Source organism: Kribbella sandramycini (assembly GCF_013131805.1).
Lineage (GTDB): Bacteria > Actinomycetota > Actinomycetes > Propionibacteriales > Kribbellaceae > Kribbella > Kribbella sandramycini.
Genome location: NZ_JABJRC010000001.1, coordinates 1,207,772 through 1,233,285 on the forward strand (window position 1 = coordinate 1,207,772; position 25,514 = coordinate 1,233,285).

The window sequence follows — 25,514 nt, forward strand, 5'->3', positions numbered from 1 at the left end:
ACCCGCACTTGCACCCCGAGCCATCACCGACCGGAGGCCGTTCATGTCCCGCGCACTCGTCGAGCCGGCTCAGGCTACGGCGCCACTCAAGTCCGGCGCCGTCGTGGCGATTCTCGCGTTCGGCGGGATCGTGGTCTCCTTCATGCAGAGCCTGGTCACCCCGCTGATCCCGGTCCTACCGCAGCTCTTCGACGCGAAGCCGTCGGCGACCGCCTGGATGATCACCGCCACCCTGCTCGCCGCGGCGGTCGTCGTACCGGCGGCCGGCCGGCTCGGGGACATGTACGGCAAGCGCCGGATGCTCCTGCTCAGCCTCGCCGTCCTGGTCGCCGGGTCCGTTCTGGCCGCCCTGAGCAGCTCGCTCGAGCTCGTACTGGTCGGCCGGGCGATGCAGGGCCTCGCGTCGGGTGTCATCCCGCTCGGAATCGCGATCATGCGCGACGTCCTCCCGGCCGACAAGGTCGGTTCCGCGACCGCGCAGATGAGCGCCTCACTCGCCGCCGGCGGCGCGATCGGCGTACCGATCGCGGCCTTCATCGCGGACAACGCCGACTGGCCCGTCCTGTTCTGGACCGCAGCCGGCCTCGGGGCCGTCACGCTCACCCTGACCCTGTGCTTCGTCCCCGAGTCCGACCTCCGCACCGGCGGCCGGTTCGATCTCGGCGGCGCGATCGCGCTGTCGGCCGGCGTCAGCGCGCTATTGCTGGCCATCTCGCTCGGTAGCGACTGGGGCTGGACCTCGGCCCGCACCCTGCTCCTGCTCGCGGCCGGCTTCGTCCTGCTGATCGGCTGGGGCTGGTACGAGCGCAAGGTCGACGAGCCGCTGGTCGACCTGCGCACGCTGGCCCGACCGCCGGTCCTGCTCACCAACATCGCGTCGCTCGTCTTCGGCTTCTCGATCCTCGGCATGGGCGTCGGCATGCCGACCCTGCTGCAGTTGCCGGAGGCCACCGGTTACGGCCTCGGCCAGTCGATGCTGATGGCCGGCCTGATCATCGGCCCGACCGGCCTGGCGCTGATGGCGGCCGCTCCGCTGTCTGCGGTGCTGTCCAAGGCCAAGGGACCGAAGGTCACGCTCATGCTCGGCTCGGCCGTCGTTGCCGTCGGCTACCTTCTCTCGCTGGTGATGATCTCCACCGTCTGGCAGGTGATCGTGATCTCCGTCGTCGTCGGCGCCGGGATCGGACTCGCGTACGGCGCCCTGCCGGCCCTGCTCAACAGTTCGGTCCCGGTCTCCGAGACCGCGGCGGCGAACGGCCTGAACGCCTTGATGCGCTCGGCCGGGACGGCGATCTCCGGCGCGGTGACCGGGGTGGTACTGGCCCAGTGGACCACCGACTTCAACGGCACGCCACTGTCGTCCGAGCGTGGATTCCAGCTCGTCTTCGCGATCGGCGCCGCCGCCGCACTGACCTCCCTCGTCGTCGCGTACTTCATCCCGGCATCCCGCAACGAGAGCCGACCCCTCGCCGGGGGCTAGTCCATCGGCCAGCCCATCCGCCGCAATGCCGCCTCGTCGGCGATGCCGGTGACCAGCACCTCACCGATCTCGCGCAACTGCTTCTGCTGCTCCGCGCTCAGCCGGTCGAACATCAGCTCCCGGACCCGTTCGACATGCAGCTTCGCGGCACGCCGGACCTCTTTCATCCCCTCGGGCGTGAGCACGGCCAGCTGCCCCCTGGCATCGGTCGAGGACTCCTGGCGCCGCACCCAACCGTCTCGCGCCAACCGGTCGATCGTATGGCTCAGCCGGCTCCGGTCGAACACGCACGCCACGGCGAGATCTGCCATCCGCATCGACTTACCCGGCGCCTCGGACAGCCTGGACAGCACGTCGTAGTAGGCGAACGACAGCCCCGACTCCTTCTTCAGGTCGCGCTCGACCTGATCCATCAGCAACTTGCTGGCCAGCAGGAAGCTGCGCCACGTCGCCTGCTCGTCATCGTCCAGCCATCGGGCCTGCGCCATACCACCCTCCCGAACTTGAAAATTCATCAGCAACAACAGCTTAGCCGGTCACTGGTCCGCACCCCACACACCGCGCCCGGCGAGCAGCGACCCGAGCAACGACGATATGTTGAAATTTCAGCGCATCCTTCGTAAAGTAGTGCTGAATTTTCAATTACAGCGAAAGGCTCTGGTCATGTCCGAGGCAGTCAACCTGGCGATCATCTACTACTCGTCCACGGGTACCGGTACGGCGATCGCCCAGGAGCTCTCCGACGCCGCCGAGAAGGCCGGCGCGAACACCCGAATCCGCAAGGCTGCCGAGCTGGCTCCGCAGGCCGCCATCGACTCCAACCCGACCTGGGCCGCGCACCACGCGTCGACGTCCCACATCGCCGCGCCGACCCAGGACGACCTGCGCTGGGCCGACGCCGTGATCTGGGGCTCGCCCACCCGCTTCGGCAACATCGCCGCGCAGCTCAAGCAGTTCCTCGACACGCTGTCGCCGCTGTGGCAGGCCGGCGAGCTGGCCGACAAGGTCTACAGCGCGTACACCTCGACCGGCACCCGCCACGGCGGGCACGAGTCGACACTGCTCGCGCTCTACAACACGATGTACCACTTCGGCGGCGTCATCGCCCCTCCGGGCTACACCGACCCGGTCAAGTTCGTCGACGGCAACCCGTACGGCACCTCGCACCACGCGATCTTCGGCCCCGGGCTCGGCTCGATCGACGACGACACCCGCAACGCCGCCCGCCACCAGGCCGAGCGCGTCGTGAAGATCGCCGGCGAGCTCAAGCGGGGCCGCGGCCTCTGAACCGCGCCGTCAGCGGCACCACCGTCGGGCGGCTTCTGCGAAGAGGCCGCCCGGCGGCATGTCCGGGCTCTTCCTCAGCTACTGAGGATCGCGCGCAACGCCTGCTCGAGCTGGGCCTCCGGGTCGGGGACCAGCCGGTGCGCCCGATACCCGACGTGATTGTCCGGCCGGACCAGGACGGCGCCGTCCGGGCTGATCCCACTGCCGCGACCCCAGGCGCCCGTCGGGTCGCCGTACGGCAGGCCGTCGCCGATCCGCGCGGTCTTGATCGGTACGCCGAGCTTCTCCGCGAGCGCTTCGGCAGCGGCAACCCACTCGACACCGTCACGACCGGCGAGAAGCGCGAACCCGCCGTACCGCCCGACGAGGTCGTGCGTCGACACCCGCTCACCACCGGTGCTGAGCCAGGCATGCGGCAAGCGATGACCCGGGCGGGCCACGGGCTTGTAGTCGGTACCCATCGGATCCCGCGGCGGCGACTGCGTCCCGTCCGGCACGACTGCGGCGCTCTCGTAGCTGACTCCGAGTTCGATCTCCAGCGCCTGATACTCGGTCCGCTGCGTACGCATCACCTCGAGGCCCCGGGCGCGCAGCGTCTCCCCCATCGGAGTGTCGGCGAAGTAGGCGGCCATCGTCTCGGCGTTCTCCTCGATGGTCTGCGACGACGACATTCCAAGCCCGACGTCGACCATCTCGTGATTCGCGTAGGTGAAGAGCGCCCAGTCCGCGTTACGAATGTCAGCGGGACGCCGCTCGTCCTCATAGGACTGCAGTAGCCGCTCGGGATCCGCACTCCAGCCCTTCAGCACCGCGGCGAGTTTCCACGTCAGATTGTGGACGTCGTGGAACGCGGAGTTGAGCCCGAGCCCGCCGGTCGGCACATGTTTGTGCGCGGCGTCCCCGGCCAGAAACACCCGATCGAACCGGAATCGGCTCGCCACGCTTCGCTCGACGAGCCACTGGCCCCCTTTGTGTACCTTCATCACCAGGTCCGGCAGACCGAGACCTTCGCGAATCGCGGCCGGCAGATCCTCGTCCGCGATCCCCACCTCGTCACCCGGGTAGAAGGCGAACCCGACCGTGTATTCCTCGGCGCGCTTGCCCCACGCCGGGCCCATCGGCACGACCGCCGTCCACCGGAAGCGAGACCCCGGCCGCGCCACATGGGTGATGAGCGCGTCGCCCGGCAGATAGTCCGACAGATCGACCGTGACATGGCTGGTCTTCAGCAGCGACTGCGCGCCCGGCCCTTCCATCACCGCGCCGACCTTGGGGCCGACGAACCGGCCGCCGTCGGCGCCGATCACATACTGACTGCGGACGGTGTACTCGACGTCCCGCACCAGATCGCGAACGCGCGCGGTCACTCCGGTCGCATCCTGTTCGAGCGAGATCACCTCTTGGCCGAACCGGACCCGGTCGGGCCCGCGCTCCTCGGCATGACGACGCAGGACCGGCTCCAGCCGCAGCTGCGGGAAGTTCGTCGGCGGCACCGGCGCCGCCGCGAGATACCGCTCACGAAGCGAGCCGCCGCTGTACGCGTCGAAGGTGACGATCTCTTTCTGATCGAACTCTCCGTCCCCGCCGAGGCTGGTGACATAGCGAACCTTCGTGTCCTGTGTCGGCATGCCGAGCGCCGACACCTCGTCGGCCAGACCGTGCTGGCGGAAAATCTCCATCGTCCGCGGGTTCAGGTAGTGCGCCTTCGGCATCGGCGAGGTGGAGAAGTGCCGTTCCACCATCAGGTGATCGACCCCCAGATCCGACAAGAAGACCGATGCCGACAAACCGGCGCCGCCACCGCCGATGATCAGGACCGGGGTCTCGTAATCAACCACGACAGACCTCCCGAAAACTGAATGAAATTTCAGCAACTACAGGTAGTCAATCAGCCACTTGCTGAAATTTCAACGCTTGAGGCGGAGATCACGCGGCCCCGGGAACCGGGGCCGCATCGGCTGCCCCCACCGGACAGGTGGACCGACACGACCCCGGCGTCAACGCGTCGAGCCACGCTAGTCCAGACGGAAACCGAGCTCCCTCGCCGCCTTCGTCGGCACCGGTTGGCTCCAGTTCGCGAGGTACGCCTCGATCGTCGACAACGACCGCGGTTCGACCTTGTCGACGTACACCACTCCGCGCAGGTGATCGAACTCGTGCTGCACGATCCGCGCCTGCCACCCATCGAAGGCCCGGCGCCGTACCTGACCAGCGACATCGAGGTACGTCGCCTGCACCGACAGCGGCCGATTCACCACACCGGCCCACCCAGGCATACTCAGACACCCCTCGAAGAAGCCGCGCCGCTTGGACCCGACCGGCCGATACTCCGGGTTGATCGCGGCAAAATACTCCAGCGGATACCGCTGCCGGGCCTCGGCGATCTCCGCCGGCACCGGCGCGGGATCCTCCATCACCGCGATCTGCACCGGAACCCCGACCTGCGGCGCCGCCAGTCCCACCCCGGGCGCGACCTTGTTCGTCCGCCGCAGCAACTCGGTGAACGCCAGCAACACACTGTCGTCCACCTGCCCGTCGAACCGCACAGCCTGCCGCCGAAGCACCATCTGCCCCAGCGCAACGATCGGCGCCACCCCATCGTGATACCGGTCGACCAACTCGTTGATCCGGTCCTTGACCGACACCCCGCCACCAGAACTCGCCACAGCGGGCATCACCGTCGCCCCAGCCAACGGAACGGCCGCCGTCCCGGCAAGCAACGTACGTCTGGTCAGTCTCATATGCGTCCAATCAGATGTCTTGGCGGACCGAAATAGCACCGACACCAATTAAGACAGATGCTTTAATGATTGTCGATCGGTGTGCGCGTGGCGCTCAGAGCAGATCCAGGGCGGCGCCGATAAGGGTTTCGGTGTCGAGGCCATGGTGGCGGTAGACGCTGTCGAGGTCTCCGGACTGGCCGAAGGTGGTGACGCCGAGGTGGGTGGCGGGGACGCCGTTGATGCCGGCCAGAAAGGCCAGGGTGTGGGGGTGGCCGTCGAGGACGGTGACCAGGGGCGCCGCGCGCCGGACGGGGAAGGCGGCGTCGAGGATCCAGGACTCGCTGCCCTTGGCCCGGGTCGGGCGGCCGGAGCGGGCTTGTGCTGCGTCGAAGATCAGGCCTGGGCTGGTGATGCACACGACGTCCGCCGGAACGCCTTGACCTTCGAGTCTTTCCGCCGCGGCGAGCGCTTCGGGGATGACGGCGCCCATCGTCGCGATAGTGATGCCGGGCGTGGCTACCGCGGATCTGCGGAGCAGATAGGCGCCCGCAACGACCTGCTTGCGGCGGCGCTCGCGGGCCGCGGGATCAGCCGGTACGACCGCGAGGGACTGATCGACGGGACGCGTCGACAGCCGGAGGTAGGCGCTGGTGCCTTCGGGCCGCCCGAGCTTGGCCAGCGACGCGAGCAAGACCCATTCCGTGTCGATCGCGAAGCCTGGCTCGTAGGTCACACACCCGGGCTGCTCGAGCCCGACGGACGGCGTGGTGATCGACTGATGCGCTCCGCCTTCCGGAGCCAGCGTCACGCCGGACGGCGTCCCGACCAGGATCGATTGGCCGCCGGCGTAGATGCCGTAGGACCAGGGCTCCAGAGCCCGCTCGACGAACGGGTCGTACAGGACGCCGATCGGCAGCAGCGGCTCACCCCATCGGCTCCACGTGGCGCCGAGCTCGGCGAGCAGGCCGACAAGGTTGCCTTCGGCAATTCCGAGCTCCAGGTGCTGACCCGTCGGGCGCTCGCGCCAGTGCAGGATCGTCTCCGGGTCGTCGTCGAACCAGTTCTTCCGTTCGGCGGCCGACCACACGCCAACCTTGTTCACCCAGCCGCCGAGGTTCGTGGACGACGAGACGTCCGGACTCAGCGTGACCACGCGGCGCGCGGCGTCCGGAGCTGCCCGGGTGAGGTCGAGCAGGACGCGGCCGAGCGCGGCCTGGGTGGTCGCCGAACCGCTCGGCGTCCGGCCGATATCAGTCGGCACTGCCGGGGCCTTGCCTGCTGCGTGCGCGTCGCGACGCAGGGACTCCGCCGTCCGGGCGCACCACTGACCAGCAGCGGACTCCGCCGCGAACCGCCGCCACGGTGAGTCGAGGTCCATCGCCGACCGTGCGGCCAGCTCACGCATCTGCGGCTCGGTCAACAGCGACGAATGGTTCTGCGGGTGGCCTTCCGACTGCAGCCCGTTCCCTTTGACCGTATAGGCGAAGATCACCGTCGGGCGGGTGTCCTCGATCTCGTCGAACGCCGAGCGCAGCGCGTCGAGGTCGTGCCCGCCGAGATTCCGGACGGCGGAGTGCAGCGTCGCGTCGTCCAGCGTGCTGACGAAATCCGTCAACGTCGACGAGTTCGGCAGCCGCTCACGCAACTGCTCCGGAGTGCAGCGCAACAGGCGCTGGTACTCCGGGTTCGCCATGCCGTCGATCCGCGCCCGCAACTCGGCTCCGCCCGGTCGCTCGAACAGCGACTCCAGCAGCCGTCCGTACTTGACCGTCAGAACTTGCCAGCCCGCAGCGTCGAACATGCCCTGCAACCGGGTCGCGCCGATGTTCGGCACCACCCGGTCGAGCGACTGCCGATTCAGGTCGACGATCCAGCAGACCTCGCCGAGCTCGCTGACCATCGGGTCGAGGATCGCCTCCCACACCGCACCTTCGTCGAGCTCGGCGTCGCCGACCAGCGAGTACTGCCGGCCGGCGCCGGCGTCGCTCAGGTGCGAGGTCACGTACCGGCGCGAGAGCGCGCCCCAGATCGGCGCCGTGGCCCCGATGCCCACCGAACCGGTCGAGTAGTCGACCGTGTCCGGGTCCTTGGCCCGGGACGGATACGACTGCAGCCCGCCGAACGCGCGCAGCTCGGTCAGGTACACCTCGTCGAGGTCGCCGAGCAGGTAGTTGATCGCATGCAGGACCGGCGAGGCATGTGGCTTGACCGACACCCGGTCGGCCGCCCGAAGGTGCTCGAACCAGAGCGCGGTCATGATCGTGGCCATCGACGCCGACGAGGCCTGGTGACCGCCGACCTTGAGGCCGGTCGGGTTCGGGCGGACCCGGTTCGCGTGGTCGATCACGGCCATCGCGGTCCAGAGCACCCGCTGCTCGATCTCCCGCAGCACCGCGTTGCGGTCGTCCGCCGAGACCACTCGGACAAGCTCGGATGTGGTCACTGCGCCTCCTTGATTCATTGACTGATGGATAATGAGTCACGCCCGGCCAGGTGACGCCGGAACCAGGAATCGATGTGGAAGGCTGAGATCCGTGCCAGCCGAAGGAGCCAGCCCCGTGCCCGACGCACCCGCCCGGCCGCTCACCAAACGGGCGATCGCCGCGGAGCTCACCCGCCGCAAGCTCCTCGACACCGCTCTCGATCTCTACTCGCGGCACAAGTTCACCGAGGTGACGATCCGCGACATCGCCGGCGCGGCCGGGGTCGCGCACGGCCTGCTCTCGCACCACTTCGGTGGCAAGGAAGGGCTCTACCAGGCGGCACTGGCGGAGGTCGGCCAACAGCTCATCGCAACCCGCGAGACCAATCCCGACGACCCCGCGCGCGAGCAGCTCCGCACCATGCTCCGCGCCCACCTCGGCTACCTCGAGGACAACCGCGCACTGTCCATCCACCTGATCCTGCCCCGTAACACCGCCGGGCCGGACAGCGCCGATGCCTTCGACGAGATCCGGATGACGGGCCTTCGGGTGATCTGCGAGCTGCTCGACATCGACGGCGACAACGCGGCGATCCAGCTCACGCTGCGCTCGTTCTCGATCGCCGCGGACGACCTGATCCTGCAGTGGCTGACCGACCGGCCCGGCTTCGGAGCCGACGCGCTGACCGAGGCGATCATCGCGATGCTCGCCGGCGCCCTGAACGGCGCTGCCGACCTTGATCCCGCGCTGCGGCTCGACCACCTCGACGGTGTTCTGCGGGCACAGTAGCGGTCAGGCAGGGACCTTGAGCGCTGCCTTCCGGCCGCTGATCGCGCCGAGTGCCGCAACGACCGCCACAGCCAGAGCCGCGAAGGGAATCCAGGTAGCGGCGAGCGGGTATCCGAGGGCCGCGTCCACAGAGTAGGCGCCCGGCCCGCCGAGAATCACGACCACGGCACCCAACGCATAGAGCGCCGACAGCTCGAACCCCTCATTCAGCGCAAAGAACGTCCTTTTGTGCACGGACCCGGCCACCAACATCGTTGCCAGCGCTGCCAGACCGCCTAGCGGCGTCAGCAGCCCCAGAGCGATCAGCAGGCCGCCGCCGGTCTCACCGAGCCCTGCCAGCGCTGCGTTCACCTTCCCGGGCCGGAAGCCCATGGAGTCGAAGGCCGTCGCCGTTCCGTCCAGGCCACCGCCGCCGAACCAGCCGAACAACTTCTGCGCGCCGTGCGCGGCCAGCGCGAGCCCAATGCCCAGCCGCAACACGAGTAGGGCCAGATCCTGCAGGGACGACGTGTCCATGACTACCTCCGATTGATCGAGTCGTCCCAGCGTAGCAATCTCACTGACCATTGATCAATGAATTGTGGTCAATGAACGGTGGTCAAGATTTTTCGGAGGTCAGTGCGTCCCAGGTTCCCGGGGTGACGCCCTCGGCGCGGAGCCGGTACTTCTCGATCCGCTGGGTCGGCGTCCGCGGTAGTTCGTCGACGATGCGGACGTAGCGCGGGACCTGGAACCGCGCGGTGCGCTCGGCGCAGTACGCGATCAACGCCGCCGGGTCGATCCCCCGCTCGTCGCAGACGACGACGGCGAGGATCTCGTCCTCGGTGATGTCGGAGGGGACGCCGACGATCGCACACTCCAGCACTCCCGGATAGCGGCCGATCAGCGTCTCGAGCTCCCACGACGACACCATCTCGCCGCGGCGGCGCAACGCGTCCTTCTTCCGGTCGACCCAGAACAGATCGCCGTCCGCGCTGAGGTAGCCGAGATCCCCGGTCCGGAACCAGGTGTCGTGGAAGGCCTCGCGCATCGCGTCCGGGCGCCCGACGTACTCCGACATCATCGTCCACGGGATCAGTTGCCGGGTCTCCAACTCCCCAACGACTCCCGGCTCGACCGGTACACCGGCGTCGTCCACGATCCGGATCTCGGACGACGCCGTCCGGCGCCCGGCCGAACCTCGTCTGCCCTCCGGCACCGGCGCGTCGTCGTACGCGATCAACGTCGGCAAGGCGTTCTCGGTCATCCCGAAGGCCTGCAGGATCCGGACGCCGAACCGCGCTTCCCACTGCGCCCAGATCTCCGCGGACAACGGAGCGCCGAACCCGACCGTGGCCCCATGGCCCCGGTCGAGCTCGCTCGGCGGCTGCTTCCACAGCAGCATCGCCATCGCGCCGACGAAGTTGAACGCAGTCGCTCCGGTCTCGACGATTCGCTGCCAGAACCGCGAAGCGCTGAACCGGGCATCGACCGCCCACGTCCCGCCGGCCGCGAGCATCGTCAGCGCCGAGTAGTTCTGCGCGGCGATATGGAACAGCGGCATACAGCAGTACATGACCGTGTCCCGATCGAACCGGCAGTTACTGCTCAGCAGGAACGCCGAGCAGAGGTACTGGCCGTGCGGCAGGAGACAGCCCTTGGGCGGACCCGTCGTTCCGGAGGTGTACAGGATCGTGCAGGGGCTCTCCGGACCGACGTCCACCAGTGGCGGCCGCGCCGCCGAACCGGCGAACAGCTCATTGTTGCCCCCGACAAGCACCGTCCGGGGGACGGCCGCGGCGTACTCGTCGGCCCGCAACGCGTCGAGCTGGGGCACGAACTCCGCGTCGGCGACCAGCAGCGCCGGCCGCGAATCGTTGAGCAGATAGGCGAGCCCGTCACCCTTGCTCGCCGGATTCACCATGACGGTCACCACACCGACCTTCGCCGCGCCGAGCCAGAACGCGAGCATGGACGGCGAGTTGGTCATCATCAGCGCGATCCGGCTGCCCGGGCCGAGCCCGCGGGCCAGCAGCGAGTTGGCGACGGCGTTGCACAGCTTGTCGAACTCCAGATAGCTGATGTCACGCCCCTCGAACCGCACGTACGGCCGGTCGGGGCTCTCGTTCACTCGCTGCTCGAGCAGCCCGCGGACGTTCCGGACCGCGCCGACCAGCCGCGCGAGCTCTGCGGTCGTGACCGGCATGCTCAGACCTCGGCGCTGAGCATCGACCGGACGGCGTCCTCCAGCACTCGCTCCGGCTCCGGAACGACCCGCCGCGACCGGAAGCCGACGACGTTGTCCGGCCGGACCAGCACGGCGCCGTCGGGGCTGATCCCGCTCACCGCCGTCCAGGTTCCCGACGGATCGCGGTAGTTGCCGCGGGCCCCGATTCGGACCGCGCGGATCCGGACGCCGAGCCGCTCGGAAACGGCCTCCGCCGCGGTGCCCCACTCGGCCCCGTGATCACCGGTGATCAGCAGCAGCTCGCCGTTCGGGCCGACCAGGTCGTGCGTCGAAGTCTGCCCCGCGCCGTCGTCCAGCCACGCGTGCGGAAGCCGGTGCCCCGGCCTGGTCGTCGGGTTGTAGGTGCCGCCCATCGGGTCGCGCGGCGGCGTCGGGGTGTCGTCGGAGACAACAGCAGCACTGTTGTAGACGGCGCCCAACTCGACATCCAGCGACCCGTACTCCGTCCGCTGCGTCGCCATGATCTCGGCGGCACGGGCGCGGAGCGTACGACCCATCGGCGTGTCCGACACGAAGCGCAGCACCGCGGCGGTGTTCTCCTCAACCGAAGCGGACTGCGAGATCCCCAGCGAGAAGTCGGTGCTCATGTGGTTCATGAAGGTGAACAGCGCCCAGTCGGCGTTCGCCAGGTCGACCGGACGCCGCTCGTCCTCGTAGGAGCTGAGCAGCCGGTCCGGGTCGGAGGCCTGCCCACCGGTCGCGACAGCCAGTTTCCAGGCCAGGTTGTGCGCGTCGTGAATCGCCGAGTTCAGGCCGAGCCCGCCAGTGGGAACGTGTCGATGCGCGGCATCACCGGCGATGAAGACGCGCCCGAACCGGAACCGGTCGGCCACGACCCGCTCGACCGCCCACTGTCCACCGCGGTGCACCGTCACCTCGAGGTCGGGGATGTTCAGAATCTCGCGCAGTACGTCGGGCACGTCCTCGTCGGGCAGCGGCTCGGTGTCGCCGGGGCGGAACGCGAACGCCACACCCCACTCCTCGCAGTGCTTCCCCCAGGTGGGGCCCATGGCAACCAACGCGAGCCACCAGAACCGCGTGCCGGGCCGGCTGATGTGAGTCAGCAGGGCATCACCGTGGATGTACGCCGAGAGATCCATGCCGATGTGCATCGTCTTGAGGTGCGACAGGATGCCAGGCCCTTCCATCGCGACACCCACCGCCGGGCCGACGGTCTTACCGCCGTCGGCGCCGACGAGATACTCGGAGCGGACCGTGTAGGTCTCGCCGCTGTCGCGGTCGCGGATCGTCGAGGTGACGCCCTCGGCATCCTGAGTGAACGACACCAGCTCGTGGTGGAAGCGCACCCGGCCCGGAGCCCGCTTCTCGGCGTGCTCCCGCATGATGGGCTCGAGCCGCAACTGCGGAAGGTTCGTGGACGCGCCGGGCGCCGCCGCCAGGTACGGCTCACGCAGCGAGTTGCCGCCGAAGGCATCGAACGTGTGCAGCTCGAGCCGGTCGATCGGCTCGTCGCCGCCGAGACTCGTCACGACGCGGACCGTCGCGTTGTGGGTCGGCATCCCCTGGGCGTACACGTCGTCGGCCAGTCCGTGCTGACGGAAGATCTCCATCGTGCGCGGATTCAGGTAGTGCGCCTTCGGCAGGTGCGAGGTCGTCGGATGCCGCTCGATCAGCAGGTGGTCGACGCCGTAGTCCGACAGCAGGATGGACGAGATCAGGCCGCAGCCACCGCCGCCGACCACCAGGACCTTCGTTTCGATATCAGCCATCATTGGCTCCGTTTCACGCAGAATGGGCGGGTTCGGAAGCGGGCCGGAAACGCGGCAGCGCCGCCGGCCCGTCGGTCTTGTGGAACACGACGGCGACGCGATCGCCGATCCGCAGGTCGTCGGACACGTCCACGAGATTGGTCAGCAGCCGCGGGCCCTCGTCGAGCTGGACGTAACCGACGACGTAAACGCCGACCTCGGCGTACTCACCGAGTCCGCGATGGACCCGGGTGTAGGACACGACCTCGCCGAGCCCGGCCGACTCGCGTAACCGTGCTCCCCAGGTCCCGCAGGCCGGGCAGAGCGGCCGCGGGTACCAGAAGTAGGTCAGGCAGGAATCACAGAAGCCGAGCAGCAGCCGGCCTTCGAGGGTGGCGGCCCAGAATTCCGCGGACTCCGGCCCGATCGCCGGTTCCGGCGCCGGCAGCTGCGCGCCCATCAGCCGACTCCGCCGAGGACGACAGTTGCGGCGCCGGCCCGGGTGGTGAGCCAGCCTCCGGTGCCATGGGCAACGGCCAGGTCGCAGTTCGGGATCTGCACCTCGGGATTCGCCTCGCCCCGGATCTGGCGCACGGCCTCGATGATCTTGGTGATGCCACCCCGGTTCGCGGGATGGTTGTTGCTCAGACCGCCGCCGTCGGTGTTGACCGGCAGCCTTCCGTACGGCGCCACCAGCGCCCCCTCCCGGACGAATCGGCCCGCCTGCCCGGGCTCGCAGAAACCGAGTCCCTCGAGCGTCAGCAGGACGGTGATGGTGTACGAGTCGTAGATCGAGGCGTACTTGATATCCGCGGGCCGGACGCCGGCACGCTCGAACGCCCTCGGCCCGGACAGCTGCGCGCCGACGCTGGTCAGTGGTACATCCCCGCCGGAACCGTGCGGTGACGCCTCGCCGTACCCGAGGACCCGGACGGCGGTCCGCGGCAAGCTCCGCGCGATCTCCTCGGCGACCACGACGACCGCTCCCCCACCGTCGGTGACCACACAGCAGTCCAGCTTGTGCAGTGGGTCCGCGATCATCGCCGATTCCAGGACTTCTTCGACCGTCACCTCGTTGCGCAGGCGCGCGTTCGGGTTGACGGCGGCGTGGCGCGAGGCCGCGACCTTGACCGCGGCCAGGTCGGCGCTCGTCGTCCCGTACTCGTACATGTGCCGCCGGGCCGCCAGCGCGTAGAGCGCCGGCGTCGTCGCGCCGAACGGCTGCTCGAACTCGTCCTCCGGCGCTTCCAGACCCTCGGGGTATTCGAGCCGGAAGGTTCGCGAGGTGCTCTGTCGCGGCAAACCGGCCAGCGTCACCAGCGCGACGTCGCACCGGCCGTCGGCGATCGCGGCCGCGGCATGGCCGAGGTGCGCGATCGGCGCCGAACCGCCGGTCTCGGTCGAGTCGGTGTACCGAGGCCTGATCCCGAGGTACTCCGCCATCGAGATGGCACCGAATCCGGGAGCGTCACCGGCGCAGAAGTACGCGTCGACGTCCGAGAAGTTCAGCCCCGCGTCGCGCAGCGCGCCGTGCGCGACCTCGGCGTGGACGGACGCCACCGATCGCCCGGGCAGGGACCGCGCCGGATGCTCGAAAGCTCCGACGACGTAGGCGGCTCGGCTCGTCATGGGAATTGCCCTCCTCGGAGTCGCCAGGGCTTGTGAAGAGCCCGGTCCGATGAGCGTAAACATTGTTTGAACAACGGTCAATGACCGTTGGTCAACCAATTGTCGTACGATGGCTGCGACAGGGCCGGACGAGGAAAGGTGGACCGATGGCACCCGAAGACCGGCGCGTCACCTCGCGTCAGCTCGCCGCTGAGGAGACCCGGCGACGCCTGCTGGCCGCGGCGCTGGAGCAGTTCTCCCGGCGTCCATTCAACGAGGTCACGGTCAGCGAGATCGCACAGACCGCCGGCGTGGCGTACGGTCTGCTCTTTCACCACTTCGGCAGCAAGCGCGCCCTCTACCTGGAGGCACTCGGCGAGGGCGCCCGCCAGCTCGAGCTCGCGCACGTCACCGACCTGGGGGCGCCGCCGGGTGAACGAATTCGCCAGTTGTTCAGGAGTCACCTTCAACACCTCGCGGACAACCCGGAACTGGCGCTGATGCTCGTCCTGGACGACACTGCCGGCTCGGATGCCTGGGAAGCCTTCGAGCCGGCCCGCCGGCACGCCGTCGACTGGGCCTGCCGGCAGCTCGACCTGGACCCACACAACGACTCGATCCGGATGATGTGGTGTAGCTTCACCAGCGCCGGCGACGCGGCCGCTGCTCAGTGGCTGAGAACGGGACGCTGCTTCCCGATCGACGCCGTCGTCGAATCCCTGATCAACATCCTGATCGGAGCCCTCGACGGCGCACAGCAGCTCGATCCGCACTCCGAGGTCGAGGCCGCCATCAAGCTGCTCCGCGATCCGAGCGCCACCCCAGCTTGAGCGTGTCGCCTAGTCCCGCCACGCGAAGGTGTGTCGCATCGAACCGGCCAGATCGAGCGTGGTGACGAGTGAATCCCCCGGACGCAGCAGGACGCGCGGCTCCCGGACCCAGCCGATCCCGGCCGGCGAACCGGTGAAAATCAGGTCTCCCGGCAACAGCGGCAGCACGGACGACAGGAACTCGATGATCGCCGGCACGCCGAAGATCAGCTCACTCGTCCGGGCCTTCTGCATCTGCTGCCCGTTGAGCGTGCAGCCGATCTCGATGTCGTCCGGGTCGGGGAACTCGTCCGGCGTCACCAGCACCGGGCCGATCGGCGCGAACCCGGGGAAGGACTTCGCCAGGCTGAACTGTGGCGGCAGCGGAGGCGCGATCTGCAACGCCCGCTCCGACAGGTCCTGGCCCGCGGTGAGCCCGGCGACGAAACCCCAAGCGTCGGCCGCGGCGACCCGCGCGGCCCTGCGGCCGACCACCACCACCATCTCGGACTCGTAGTCGACAGTCTCGGCAGGGAGCCGGACCTCGTCGTACGGGCCGGCGACCGCCGAGGCGAACTTGGTGAACACCATCGGTGCGGACGGCGTCTCGGCGCCACCCTCCGCGATGTGCGCGCGATAGTTCAGCCCGATCGCGAAGACCTGTCGTGGCCGGGGCACCGGGGGCCCCAGGCGGACGTCGTCCAGCATCGGTCCGGTCGGCTCGACCCCGGCTTCCGCCCAGGCCCGAAGGTCGTCCCAGCGTTCGTAGAGCTCCTGCGGATCAGCCGGCAGGCGCCCGGCGCTGGCCCGTTCGATGTCGACCAGCCGTCCGTCGACGACCAGTGCGGCTCTTCCGTGCACATTCGCAATACGCATCTCGTACGGCCTCCGAGTGATCAGGCCCCGGCAGCGGACTGCGTCCCCACCAGGAAGGGATGAATCGGATCGCCGGGAACGATCCGGTGCTCCAGTCGACCGATACCTTCGACCTCCAGGACGACCTCGTCCCCCGGCACCAGCCAGGGGTGCCCGTCCTCGTCGTGCAGCCGCAGGTCCATCAGGCTGCCGGTCGCCACTGTGCCGGTGCCGAAGATCTCGCCCGGCAGGACCCGGGTGCCGCGGGAGGCATAGGTCAGCATCTGCGCGAAACTCCAGTGCAGACGGGACAGATTGCCGTCGCTGTACCGGCGTCCGTTGACATCCGCGGTCATCTTCAGGTCGAACGCCGTCCCGGTCCGTCGGGGTTCGAGCTCGTCCGGCGTGACGAGGTACGGGCCGATACTGGTCGCGGTGTCCTTACCTTTCATCGGCCCGATCAGGTGGCCACGCTCGGCGTCGTGCAGGTCGCGCGCACTCCAGTCGCACATGATCGTGTAGCCGGCGATATGCCGCTCGGCGTCCTCGAGAGTCACGTTCCGGGCCTCGCGCCCGATCACGGCGGCGAACTCGAGTTCGTAGTCGAAGCGGACGCTGCCGGGCGCGATCGGGATCTCACCCGGACCTCGAAGCGCGCCGGGGCCCTGGAAGTAGAAGATCGGACGCTCGTACCACTCCGGGCCGAGCTTCCGTCCCCAGCCCGCGAGCCAGGCGACGATGTGATCCTCGAATGCCGCGAAGTCCCGTACAGCGGGCGGCTGCGGGATGGGCGCCCGCAGCCGCACACCATGCACCGGGATCACTTCCGCGGGGTCCCGGACGGCCCGTTCGCCGGCGGCAGCGAGCCGCTCACCGTCGTCGCCCAGCAGATCGAGCAGGGCGATGGGAGCGGCGAGCCCGTGGATCAGCTCGTCGACGACGAGGCCGACCCGGTCCGCCCCGGTTTCGGGTGAGATGTACGTGGCCCAGCGCATGATTCCTCCAGCAGTGCAAGCGGGTGACTCAGCTGTCCAGTCCGGCAAAGGTGGGGTGGTCATCGCCCCACGACGGGTGGTCGAACGCGCCGCGCACGCGGCCGATACCGCCGGCCAGGCGGGCACGCTGCTCCGCGGTGGGCGGGTAGGCGCCCTGGTAGGCGGCCAGGTGGATCTCCTCCAGGGACCGTCCGGTCCGGCGCTCCTCGATCACGGCTTCGGGATCGAACAGGATGCCGCTGAGGTTCTCGCGGTACACCTCGGAGTTCTGCATGAAGTCGGTCGACTTGGCCGCGTCGCCGAACGAGTCGACCTGCAGCTCGATGCTGTAGCCGCCCGGATCCTTGTAGTAGATCGACAGCGTCGGGCCGTGGTCGATCGCCTCGTAGGGGAAGATGCCCTGGTCGCGCAGCCCGGCGTACTTGGCCAGCAGACCGTCAATCGTCGGGAACTCGTGCGCGGTGTGCGCCAGCCGGGAGTGCTCACCCGCAGCCTGCGGCAGCAGCGCCGGGTTGGTGACGAAGACGATCCGGTGGTTCTGGTCGTCATTGGTCAGGAAGCAGACCTCGACGCCCCCACCGGGGCCGCCGCGATGGGTGACCTCCATGTCCAGAACGGCCGAGTAGAAGTTGATCATGGCGTCGAAGTCCGCCGCCGGAACCAGAATGCCGAGGTGATGCAGCTTCGGCTTCTCGGCAACACTCGCAGTACTCACAACGAGCTCCTCTCCAGGAGATTCGGTGCAGTGGAAGGGTCTTTAGGCACGGGCTACTTGGAGACACCGACCAGCACGCACAGAACCGTCGCCACCTGGTCGGTGCGGTTCTGCCACGCGTGCCGCGTGCCGTTCTGAATGACGATGTCGCCTGCGTGGATTGCCCGCTCCCCCTCGTCGAGCTGGAGTACCAGCTCACCGTCGAGGAGCACGCAATAGTCGATGGACGGCGTCGCATGGAAGGCCGAAGCACCTGGGTTCTCGAAGTGATCGAAAAGCCCGGGCGACCATTCCTGCTGCTCGGCCAGCGCCTTCTCCGCATCGAACCCCGGCGTCGCTCCCACCCCGCTCGGCGGCAGCGTGACGATCTGGAAGCGCGTCTGCCCGGGACCGGGCACCACCGATTGGACACCCGGCGTGATGTCCACACCAGTGTTCGGCGTGCTCTCACCGCCGTCGGTCATCCAGACCAGCGCCGAGCAATGCCCAGGCAGCTCGACGAAGTCATGAGCATGAGGTGGAGGGCCGTCGCTGACGAAACACGACTTGCCGTCCGAGTTCACTCCAGTAACCACCCGGCGCAGTTCCATACCGTCCGCCATTCGGTCGAAGAAGAGCCATCGAGATTTCGTTATACACGGGTCATTGAACAGTGGTCAAGATCTCGTCGGGCAGGCGAAAATGCCCGGCACGCACCCGACCGGGCGCATACCGGGCATCAGCCTCAGGCAAGCTGGAACTACGTCTTCGGGACGATGTTTCCGAAGTCCCGCCGGGCGGTGATGAAGTCCTGGAAGATCAGGATGTGATCCGCACCCCGAACAGTTCCGGTCACCACACCCAAGGCATTCACCCCGCCACAGCAGAGGCTGTAGACCGGGCCGCCACTGTCGCCGCTGTACGCGGCGGTGATTCCACCCATCTGGCGAGCCTCGATCTCCTCGCCCGCATCCTGGCGGAAGCGCTCGACCTTGATGTTGCAGAGCGGACCGCCACGCTCGCGTGCCATCGGCCAGCCCGAGTGGCAGACGAGCTGGTTGATGAACACGTTGTCCCAGCCGACCACGCGCCGACGGTCATTACTGTTCACCCCACCCGAGTAGATCGTGTTCGAGACCCTGCTCGTCGGGATCAGCGCGATGTCGTGGTCCACGTGACGCACCGCCAGATAGCCGATGAAACGTCGTCCCGTGCCGTTGTAGTAACTGTCGTTGTGCTCACCACAATGCTCGGCAGTCAGGATGTACTGCGATCCTGACGAGTTCACGACACCGAAACCCGACGAGCAACTCCCGCCACGCGAGCCGTTGTAGATCTGAGCGCCGCCCGCCCACGGCACGTTGTCATCCTTACGACTCAGCTTTTCGACCGGTCCGCCCGCGACGTAGGTCACCGGCACCCCGACATCCGGAATCGAAGTACGCCGGTTCGCGGGCGTCGCGATCTCCAGGCCGGCGCCACCAGGAATCAGCTTGATCGCATACAGATCGGCTCGATCCCCCTGCCACCCCGCCTCCAGCTTGCGGGCGGCCGCGCGGAGTTCGGCATTCGAGTACGCAGCCCGGTGAACCTGCACGGGCGCCGTCTCGGCCGCCTGCCGCAAGACCGCCCTCACCGCGGCCGGCACGACACCCTTCCAGTACACATCGACATGCGCGTCGCGGAGCACGATCCCGGCGTACTGCGTCAGCCCCTGAGCCTCGACGTACCGCTCCACAATGTTGGCCGCGGCAACGAGCGGCCGCTGGCGCTCCATGGCATCCATTTCAGAGACGGACACACTGGCGTCGTTGACGACCGCGGCCTCCCGACGCTCCCCCGCCAGCGCCGGACCGGCCCCCAAACTCGCCACCGCCGCCGCGGCCAGCAACGCCGCGAGCGCCACCGGCTTTCGGCGCAGTCGTTTCGACATGTGCACACACCTCTCATTGATCTCGCCCCACAGGCCTTTCGACAGGCATTAAAGCAGGCGCTTTAATGCCTGTCGAAATGACCAACGAGTAACCGGGCGCAGATCACACCGGGATCAGCCCCAGAAAGCGTCCTCGGCGGCCTGATCCTCGCTGATCAGCCAGATCTCGACGATCTTGTCGCCGGCCACCCGGAAGATGTCGACGCCGTGCTGATCCAGGTCGGCAGCACCCTCACGCTGGGCCGAGAAGCGAACGGTTGTGGAGACCAGGTCACCGCTCTCGGTGGCCGATTCGGTGTCGAGGCGGAAGGTGTTGCTGCTGAGCTCGAAGAAGCGGCCGAGATGGGCGACGATCGCCTCCGGTCCGACATGATCGCCGGACAACTGATTGGCGCCCGGCTGGTGCCAGACCGCATCCGGGGCCAAGAGCCCCGCCAGCGCCGCCATGTCCCCCGCTGCGGCCGCGGCACCATAGTTGCCCACGACATCGATTGCCGACACGTCTCCTCCAACAGTGAGATGAGAAATTCTCGTCTTATTAACTAAGACACTTGACTTAGCACTCTACCGAACATATTGTCCACAGACCTTCTCCCGTGAGCGCGGAATCCTGACAGGGTGACTTCGCCGCACGGGGGAAGGCCACAACGACCTCCCGGTCAGGGCAGGGCTTCGACGCCGTACTTGACGAACAGCTCCTGGATCCGCGGGTCGGCGAAGCGTTCCGGCCCCCAGTTCTCGACCTGGACTCCCGGCTCCGGCTCGTCGCCACCCTCGACGAAGAGGCCTTCGGAACCGCCGCCGGTGTAGATGAACAGCAGCTGCGCCGTGTGCAAACCGTTGTTCAGAAAGCGATGCCGGATGGTCCTCGGGATGTGCACGATGTCACCCGTCCGGGCAACGAAGGTCGTCTCGCCGTCCAGGAACTCCAGCTCGCCGCTCAGGACGTAGAAGGTTTCGTCCGCGTCGGCGTGCGTGTGCGGGACCGGTCCACCGCCCGGCGGCACCGAGGCGTGGACGACGCCGATCGACCCGTTGGTCTGTTCGCCGGTGAGCTTGACGCTGTAGACGTCACCGGAGAACCACTTGTGGACGCCGTCGCCGGACAACACATGGATGCCGCCACTGGGGTAGCCGGCCGGATCACCGCCGGGCAGGGGGATACTCATTTTGCGCTCCTCATCGATTACTTGCGTAGGCCAATGATGCACTAGGCTTTAAAGCGGATGACTGAGATATCATCTGCTGGAGGACGCAATGCAGCGAGACTGGATCACGACCGCGATCGATCACCGGATCGTCCGCGGCGCGATCGAGCTGGAACACACCCCGGCGGGCCTGCGTCCACGACGGCTTCCGGCCTGGGCCCGAGCCCAGAGCGACAGCCCGCATCTGGCGGCCGTCGAAGCGCAGCCGACCGGCGTGCGCCTGGAGTTCCGGACGTCGGCCACCTCGGTCGAGCTCGACATCCTGACGACCAGGCTGATGTACGCCGATGCCCGCGGCCCGCTCCCCCACGGCGTCTACGACATCCTGGTGGACGGCGCACTCCGCGCACAGGCAACGGTGGCAGCCGGCAACGTTCTGGTACTGGATCGCAAGACCGGGGCCACAGAACTCACCCTGGGCCAGCAGGAGACCGTCCGTTACAACGGCCTGCCCGGCCGCGAGAAGGTCGTGGAGATCTGGTTGCCGCACAACGAGAGCACCGAACTGCTTGCCTTACGCACCGATGCACCTACCACCCCGGTGCACGACGACGGCAGACGGGTCTGGATGCACCACGGCAGCTCCATCAGTCACGGACTGGACGCCTACAGCCCGACTGGCACCTGGCCCGCCGTCGCCGCGACCACAGGCGGAGTCGGCCTCATCAACACCTCCTTCGGCGACAACGCCTTGCTGGACCCGTTCACGGCCCGCACGATGCGCGACGTCTCAGCAGACCTGATCAGCATCAAGATCGGCGTCAATCTCGTCAATCGCGACCTGATCCGGAAGCGCGCCTTCGCCCCCGCGGTCCACGGCTTCCTCGACACGATCCGGGACGGCCATCCGACCGCTCCGTTGGTCGTGGCGTCGCCCATCCACTGTCCGATCCATGAGGACCGGCCGGGCCCGACCGTCGTCGTCCCCGGCGAGAACAGATCATGGTGCGTGGCGACCGGCGTGGCCGCCGACGCCGAGAAACTGACCCTCGGCTGGATCCGGAACGCGCTCGAGAACATCGTCGGCGATCGAGCGAAGTCCGATCCCAACATCCACTACCTCGACGGCCGCCGCCTGTACGGCGAAGACGACTACGCGATCCTTCCACTCCCGGACGAGCTGCGCCCCTCCCATGCGAGCCATCGCCAGATCGGACGACGATTCGCCGCCTGGGCCTTCAGCCCTGGCGGCGCATTCAGTCCCGTACCCGATTCGGAACCAGCAGGCTGATTCCGACCGCCACGACACCGACCGCAGCCGCCGCCAGGTAGCCCCACCGGTAGCCGCTCTCGCTCGGCTGTCCCGCGGACGACATCTGCGCCGTGATGATCCCGCCGACCAGCGCGGAGCCGAGCGAGCCGCCGATCGTGCGGATGTTCGTGTTCACCCCGTTGGCGGCGCCGGTCTGCTGAGCCGGAACCGCGCCGACGATCACCGTCGACATGGTGGCGAACGCCGTACCGAACGCGGCCCCGAGCAGCGCCATCGCGAACAGCACCTGCCACCGATGATCATGCAGGACGGCGAGCATCGTCAGCGCGGCGACATTGAGCAGCGTCGCGCCGGCAAACATTCCGCGCGCTCCGATCCGCGCCCCCAGCGGGGCCGCCGCCAGTCCCGAGCCGAACATCGTCACAGTCATCGGCAGGAGCAGCAGCCCTGCCTCACTGGCACTCGCTCCGAAGCCGTACCCCGCCGTCGGCGAGGCCTGCAGGAACGCCGGCAGGAAGGTGAAGACGCTGAACAACCCGACTCCCATCAGCAACGCGATCGCGTTGACGGTCCAGACCGGTCGCCGCCGCATGAGGCGCGGGTCGATCAACGGACTGGCCGATCGGTTCTCCAGCCGGACCCAGGCGGCCGCGAGCACAACGGCCACCGCAAGCAGGCCGATCACTTGAGGCGACGCCCACCCCCAGCGTGCGCCTTGCGCCAGCGGGAGCAGGAGCCCGACCAGCCAGGCGGCAAGCAGCAGCGGGGCGAACCAGTTGATCGAACCCTCCTGCCGCGAAGGCGAGGGCGGGACGACGATCCACGCCGCGACGCCGACGATCGCCGTCAGGATCGCCGGAAGCCAGAACAGGGACCGGACGCCGAAGGCCACGACCAGTGGACCGGCCAGGACCAGCCCTACTCCGCCGCCGGCCGCGGAAACGGCCGCGGTAGCACTGATCGCGACGGCCACTCGTCGCGGCGGAGTCTCGTCGCGGACGATCGCGAACGCCAGCGGCAGAACTCCGGCGCCGGCGCCCTGCAGCACGCGACCGACGATCATCTGACCGACGCCCGCGGCCGTCGCGGCGACGAGCGAGCCGACGATCAGCACTCCCAGCGCGAACCGGAGCAGCCGATCCTTCCCGTAGCGATCACCCAGCCGGCCCACGATCGGCGTCAGGATCGACGCCGCCAGCAGATACGCCGTCATCAGCCAGGTGATCATGCTCTGCGTGGCGCCCAGCTCCGCCTGCAACTGGGGAAGCACCGGATTCACCAGCGACTGCGGCAGCGAGAACGAGAAGAAGACGACCGCCAAGACAACCGCGAGAACCATACGATGACCGGTCCGGGATCTCAGGAGCAGTGACATGAGCGCCTTCTCGACGAGGTCGGACAGAGACAGGGCGGGCAGTTCCGGAATCCGGCCGCAAGCAACAAGGAGCCCAGTTAAAGCATGTGCTTTATCATCAACCTCACATCTTGCGGCATTGATTGAAGTTTCAGCGTCAGACGGTCTACCGTAGCAGTGGGCGCTGAATTTTCAATCACCTCGGCGCGTGCGGAGACTCACGCGCCAGGCCCGATTGCCGCCCCAACCCTTCGGAGGACCCCATGTTCAAAGTCGCTCTCACCGCGCTCGCGACCCTCGCCGCCGCGACCGTGACTGCCGTTCCCGCATCTGCCGCCGGACAGGCGAACGCCACCGGCTGCGGGCTCGGCCTGGCCTGCTTCTACGACACCGTGTGGGCCAACACCAAGCCCGCGAACTACCCGAACCCGGGCAGCAACTGCACAGCCTTGCCGTTCGTCGCGAAGGCCCTCATCAACGGGACCGACCGGCCGATCGCCCTGTACGGCGACACCAACTGCACTCACCTGTTGCTCGTCGAGCCGGCCAGGAACTTCCACAGCTACCCGTCCCACAGTGTCCGCGCCTTCCGAGCTCAGTAGCGAGTTACGACGTCCGCGCGCCGGCTCCTCCGGAGTCCGGCGCCGGCCGTCGCCGGGGCAGCTCTGGTCCACGGCGACCGCCTCCGTCGTTCTCGTCGGCACCATCCTGGCGCTCATCGTCGCCGCCGGTCACGAAGACCCCAACTTCTACCCTGCGAACCCGGAACGAGTTCTCAACGCGTTCGCCTACTACACCCTGCAGGCGAATCTGCTGCTCGGTGTCACGGCAGCACTTCTGGCAATCCGCCCGCAGCGCCGCTCACCGCTCTTCCACGCTTTGCGGCTGCACAGCATGACCGGACTGGTCGTCACCTGCTTGGTCTATCACCTGATACTCGCGGGACAGTTCGAGCTTTCCCCCAGGGCACAGCTCGCCGACATCGTCCTGCACACAGTCACGCCGATCATGGCTGCAATCGACTGGCTCCTGTTCCGCCCACGCGGACAGATCGGCGTCCGCATCGCAGGCTGGTCCCTGGTCTTTCCACTCGCGTGGCTCGCGTTCACCCTGGCCCGCGGGCCGGCCACCGGGTTCTACCCATACACCTTCATCAACGTCGACCAGCACGGGCTGGCGCGAGTACTCCTGAACTGCCTGCTCGTCGCGGCTCTGTTCGGGTCTCTGGCCTTCGGCGCCGCCTGGACGGACCGCCGGCGTCCTCGTGGACGCCATGCAGGGCACTGATCCCTGACCACACGAGAGGCTTGCTTGTGACAGCTCAGCAACCGGCGCTCCGCGACGTCGTCCTCGGAGCAGCGCTGCTGGCCGGTAGCGCGAACGTCATCATGCAGCTGTCCAGGACAGGAGTCGGGCGCGGCGTCGTCGAAAGCAAGGTCACCAGCAGCGGCCTGTTCCGGCACCCGTTCCGCCGCGCCCGCACCACCCTCACCTACCTCGCCGTCGCGACCATGGGCACCGACGCCGACCGCGTCACCTACCGCCGGATCGTCAACAAGGCCCACGCGCAGGTTCGCTCCACGGCCGGCAGCCCGGTCGCCTACAGCGCCTTCGACCCCAACCTGCAGCTCTGGGTCGCAGCCTGTCTCTACAAGGGTTTCGAGGACACCCAACGAGCCTTCCTCCACAGCCGGCCCGAACGCCACTACCAGGAGGCGGCCATCTTCGGCACCATGCTGCAGGTCCGCCCGGACATGTGGCCGGCCGACCGCGCCGCCTTCGAGGCCTACTGGAACGAGGCAATCAGCGAACTACGCCTCGACGACGAAGTCCGCCGCTACCTGACAGCCATCATCGACCTGGAGTTCCTCCCACCGTGGATCGGCCGGCCGTTCCGGCGCTTCCACCGGTTCATGACCACAGGCTTCCTCACCGAACCCTTCCGGGAACAGATGGGACTGCGATGGACGCCGTCCGACCAGCGCCGCTTCGATGCGTTGGTTCGCGGTATCGGATCGGTCGTACGACGCCTCCCAGCTCGGCTTCGGCGTTTCCCCTACAACCTCTGCCTGTGGGATCTACGCCGCCGGCCAGGTCTACGCACCGCGGTAGCGCACCAATGAGTCACCGACCTGCTGCTCGCCTTCGGTGACCGAGTGTCCTGACCGGCATCGGGCCGGGTGGGACATACTCGACCTGTCCGAACT

The 25,514-nt window shown here is 68.0% G+C and carries 25 protein-coding genes; 8 read left to right on the top strand and 17 right to left on the bottom strand.

Annotated features, from left to right (window positions below; all coding sequences use genetic code 11):
- Nucleotides 1–43: 43 nt before the first annotated feature.
- A complete protein-coding gene (locus HPO96_RS05315; RefSeq protein ID WP_171671463.1) occupies nt 44–1,480 on the top strand; it encodes an MFS transporter in 1,437 nt (478 codons plus the stop codon).
- Here the strand turns inward: HPO96_RS05315 and HPO96_RS05320 are convergent.
- Nucleotides 1,477–1,968 carry a MarR family winged helix-turn-helix transcriptional regulator gene (locus HPO96_RS05320; protein WP_171671464.1) on the bottom strand — a complete coding sequence of 164 codons (492 nt, stop codon included), beginning with the start codon at nt 1,966–1,968 and terminating at the stop codon, nt 1,477–1,479. The two genes, HPO96_RS05315 and HPO96_RS05320, sit on opposite strands and share 4 nt — an antisense overlap.
- 175 nt (nt 1,969–2,143) lie before the next feature.
- On the opposite strand from HPO96_RS05320, the gene HPO96_RS05325 reads away from it, so the two are divergent.
- Complete coding sequence (locus HPO96_RS05325; protein WP_171671466.1) at nt 2,144–2,767, top strand: flavodoxin family protein; 624 nt, start codon at nt 2,144–2,146, stop codon at nt 2,765–2,767.
- A gap of 74 nt (nt 2,768–2,841) precedes the next feature.
- Here HPO96_RS05325 and HPO96_RS05330 read toward each other — a convergent pair whose 3' ends face one another.
- From HPO96_RS05330 to HPO96_RS05340, 3 genes are all read right to left on the bottom strand, one after another.
- Nucleotides 2,842–4,605, bottom strand: a complete 1,764-nt coding sequence (locus HPO96_RS05330) for an FAD-dependent monooxygenase (RefSeq protein ID WP_171671468.1) — start codon at nt 4,603–4,605, stop codon at nt 2,842–2,844.
- Nucleotides 4,606–4,782: 177 nt separating this feature from the next.
- The gene (locus tag HPO96_RS05335) at nt 4,783–5,508 is read right to left on the bottom strand and encodes a peptide deformylase (protein ID WP_238354699.1); all 726 of its coding nucleotides are present in this window, start codon (nt 5,506–5,508) and stop codon (nt 4,783–4,785) included.
- Nucleotides 5,509–5,602: 94 nt separating this feature from the next.
- The gene (locus HPO96_RS05340; protein ID WP_337796511.1) at nt 5,603–7,933 is read right to left on the bottom strand and encodes a transketolase-like TK C-terminal-containing protein; all 2,331 of its coding nucleotides are present in this window, start codon (nt 7,931–7,933) and stop codon (nt 5,603–5,605) included.
- Nucleotides 7,934–8,048: 115 nt separating this feature from the next.
- Here HPO96_RS05340 and HPO96_RS05345 point away from each other — a divergent pair, with 115 nt between their 5' ends.
- Nucleotides 8,049–8,702 carry a TetR family transcriptional regulator gene (locus HPO96_RS05345; protein ID WP_171671470.1) on the top strand — a complete coding sequence of 218 codons (654 nt, stop codon included), beginning with the start codon at nt 8,049–8,051 and terminating at the stop codon, nt 8,700–8,702.
- Between the two features lie 3 nt (nt 8,703–8,705).
- Here the strand turns inward: HPO96_RS05345 and HPO96_RS05350 are convergent, their stop codons facing one another.
- From HPO96_RS05350 to HPO96_RS05370, 5 genes are all read right to left on the bottom strand, one after another.
- Entirely contained in the window at nt 8,706–9,218 is a 513-nt protein-coding gene (locus tag HPO96_RS05350) for a DoxX family protein (protein WP_171671472.1), read from the bottom strand.
- Between the two features lie 82 nt (nt 9,219–9,300).
- Nucleotides 9,301–10,887, bottom strand: a complete 1,587-nt coding sequence (locus HPO96_RS05355; RefSeq protein WP_171671474.1) for an AMP-binding protein — start codon at nt 10,885–10,887, stop codon at nt 9,301–9,303.
- Between the two features lie 2 nt (nt 10,888–10,889).
- Nucleotides 10,890–12,659 (bottom strand): FAD-dependent monooxygenase, encoded by a 1,770-nt coding sequence (locus tag HPO96_RS05360; RefSeq protein WP_171671475.1) that lies wholly within the window; start codon nt 12,657–12,659, stop codon nt 10,890–10,892.
- Nucleotides 12,660–12,672: 13 nt separating this feature from the next.
- Complete coding sequence (locus HPO96_RS05365; RefSeq protein WP_171671477.1) at nt 12,673–13,098, bottom strand: Zn-ribbon domain-containing OB-fold protein; 426 nt, start codon at nt 13,096–13,098, stop codon at nt 12,673–12,675.
- Nucleotides 13,098–14,267 carry a thiolase domain-containing protein gene (locus HPO96_RS05370; RefSeq protein WP_171671479.1) on the bottom strand — a complete coding sequence of 390 codons (1,170 nt, stop codon included), beginning with the start codon at nt 14,265–14,267 and terminating at the stop codon, nt 13,098–13,100. Before HPO96_RS05370 ends, HPO96_RS05365 begins: the two co-directional genes overlap by 1 nt.
- A gap of 146 nt (nt 14,268–14,413) precedes the next feature.
- Here HPO96_RS05370 and HPO96_RS37520 point away from each other — a divergent pair, with 146 nt between their 5' ends.
- A complete protein-coding gene (locus HPO96_RS37520; RefSeq protein WP_202885499.1) occupies nt 14,414–15,076 on the top strand; it encodes a TetR/AcrR family transcriptional regulator in 663 nt (220 codons plus the stop codon).
- 9 nt (nt 15,077–15,085) lie between these two features.
- On the opposite strand, the gene HPO96_RS05380 is transcribed toward HPO96_RS37520, so the two are convergent.
- The 7 genes from HPO96_RS05380 to HPO96_RS05410 all read right to left on the bottom strand — a co-directional run bounded on the left by HPO96_RS05380 (nt 15,086) and on the right by HPO96_RS05410 (nt 20,701).
- On the bottom strand, nt 15,086–15,931 hold the full coding sequence (locus tag HPO96_RS05380; protein WP_171671481.1) for a fumarylacetoacetate hydrolase family protein: 846 nt from the start codon (nt 15,929–15,931) through the stop codon (nt 15,086–15,088).
- Nucleotides 15,932–15,951: 20 nt separating this feature from the next.
- Nucleotides 15,952–16,905 carry a fumarylacetoacetate hydrolase family protein gene (locus HPO96_RS05385; protein ID WP_171671483.1) on the bottom strand — a complete coding sequence of 318 codons (954 nt, stop codon included), beginning with the start codon at nt 16,903–16,905 and terminating at the stop codon, nt 15,952–15,954.
- 28 nt (nt 16,906–16,933) lie between these two features.
- Entirely contained in the window at nt 16,934–17,620 is a 687-nt protein-coding gene (locus tag HPO96_RS05390) for a VOC family protein (protein ID WP_171671484.1), read from the bottom strand.
- 53 nt (nt 17,621–17,673) lie between these two features.
- A complete protein-coding gene (locus HPO96_RS05395; protein WP_202885500.1) occupies nt 17,674–18,210 on the bottom strand; it encodes a cupin domain-containing protein in 537 nt (178 codons plus the stop codon).
- 149 nt (nt 18,211–18,359) lie between these two features.
- Nucleotides 18,360–19,532, bottom strand: coding sequence for a trypsin-like serine protease (locus HPO96_RS05400; RefSeq protein WP_171671486.1), 1,173 nt, complete (start codon nt 19,530–19,532; stop codon nt 18,360–18,362).
- A 114-nt stretch (nt 19,533–19,646) separates the two neighbouring features.
- The gene (locus HPO96_RS05405; RefSeq protein WP_171671490.1) at nt 19,647–20,033 is read right to left on the bottom strand and encodes a nuclear transport factor 2 family protein; all 387 of its coding nucleotides are present in this window, start codon (nt 20,031–20,033) and stop codon (nt 19,647–19,649) included.
- A gap of 158 nt (nt 20,034–20,191) precedes the next feature.
- Nucleotides 20,192–20,701: a cupin domain-containing protein gene (locus HPO96_RS05410; RefSeq protein ID WP_171671492.1), complete on the bottom strand. Its 510-nt coding sequence runs from the start codon at nt 20,699–20,701 to the stop codon at nt 20,192–20,194.
- Nucleotides 20,702–20,789: 88 nt separating this feature from the next.
- On the opposite strand from HPO96_RS05410, the gene HPO96_RS05415 reads away from it, so the two are divergent.
- Nucleotides 20,790–21,971, top strand: a complete 1,182-nt coding sequence (locus HPO96_RS05415; RefSeq protein ID WP_171671494.1) for an SGNH/GDSL hydrolase family protein — start codon at nt 20,790–20,792, stop codon at nt 21,969–21,971.
- On the opposite strand, the gene HPO96_RS05420 is transcribed toward HPO96_RS05415, so the two are convergent.
- Nucleotides 21,937–23,292 (bottom strand): MFS transporter, encoded by a 1,356-nt coding sequence (locus tag HPO96_RS05420; RefSeq protein ID WP_171671496.1) that lies wholly within the window; start codon nt 23,290–23,292, stop codon nt 21,937–21,939. The two genes, HPO96_RS05415 and HPO96_RS05420, sit on opposite strands and share 35 nt — an antisense overlap.
- 278 nt (nt 23,293–23,570) lie before the next feature.
- On the opposite strand from HPO96_RS05420, the gene HPO96_RS05425 reads away from it, so the two are divergent.
- Genes HPO96_RS05425 through HPO96_RS05435 form a run of 3 tightly spaced genes read left to right on the top strand, consistent with a single transcriptional unit; the run spans nt 23,571 to nt 25,430 of the window.
- Nucleotides 23,571–23,909, top strand: coding sequence for a hypothetical protein (locus HPO96_RS05425; protein ID WP_171671498.1), 339 nt, complete (start codon nt 23,571–23,573; stop codon nt 23,907–23,909).
- Nucleotides 23,884–24,594 (top strand): Pr6Pr family membrane protein, encoded by a 711-nt coding sequence (locus tag HPO96_RS05430; protein WP_171671500.1) that lies wholly within the window; start codon nt 23,884–23,886, stop codon nt 24,592–24,594. Before HPO96_RS05425 ends, HPO96_RS05430 begins: the two co-directional genes overlap by 26 nt.
- Nucleotides 24,595–24,620: 26 nt before the next feature.
- Nucleotides 24,621–25,430 (top strand): oxygenase MpaB family protein, encoded by an 810-nt coding sequence (locus HPO96_RS05435; RefSeq protein ID WP_202885501.1) that lies wholly within the window; start codon nt 24,621–24,623, stop codon nt 25,428–25,430.
- Nucleotides 25,431–25,514: the final 84 nt, after the last annotated feature.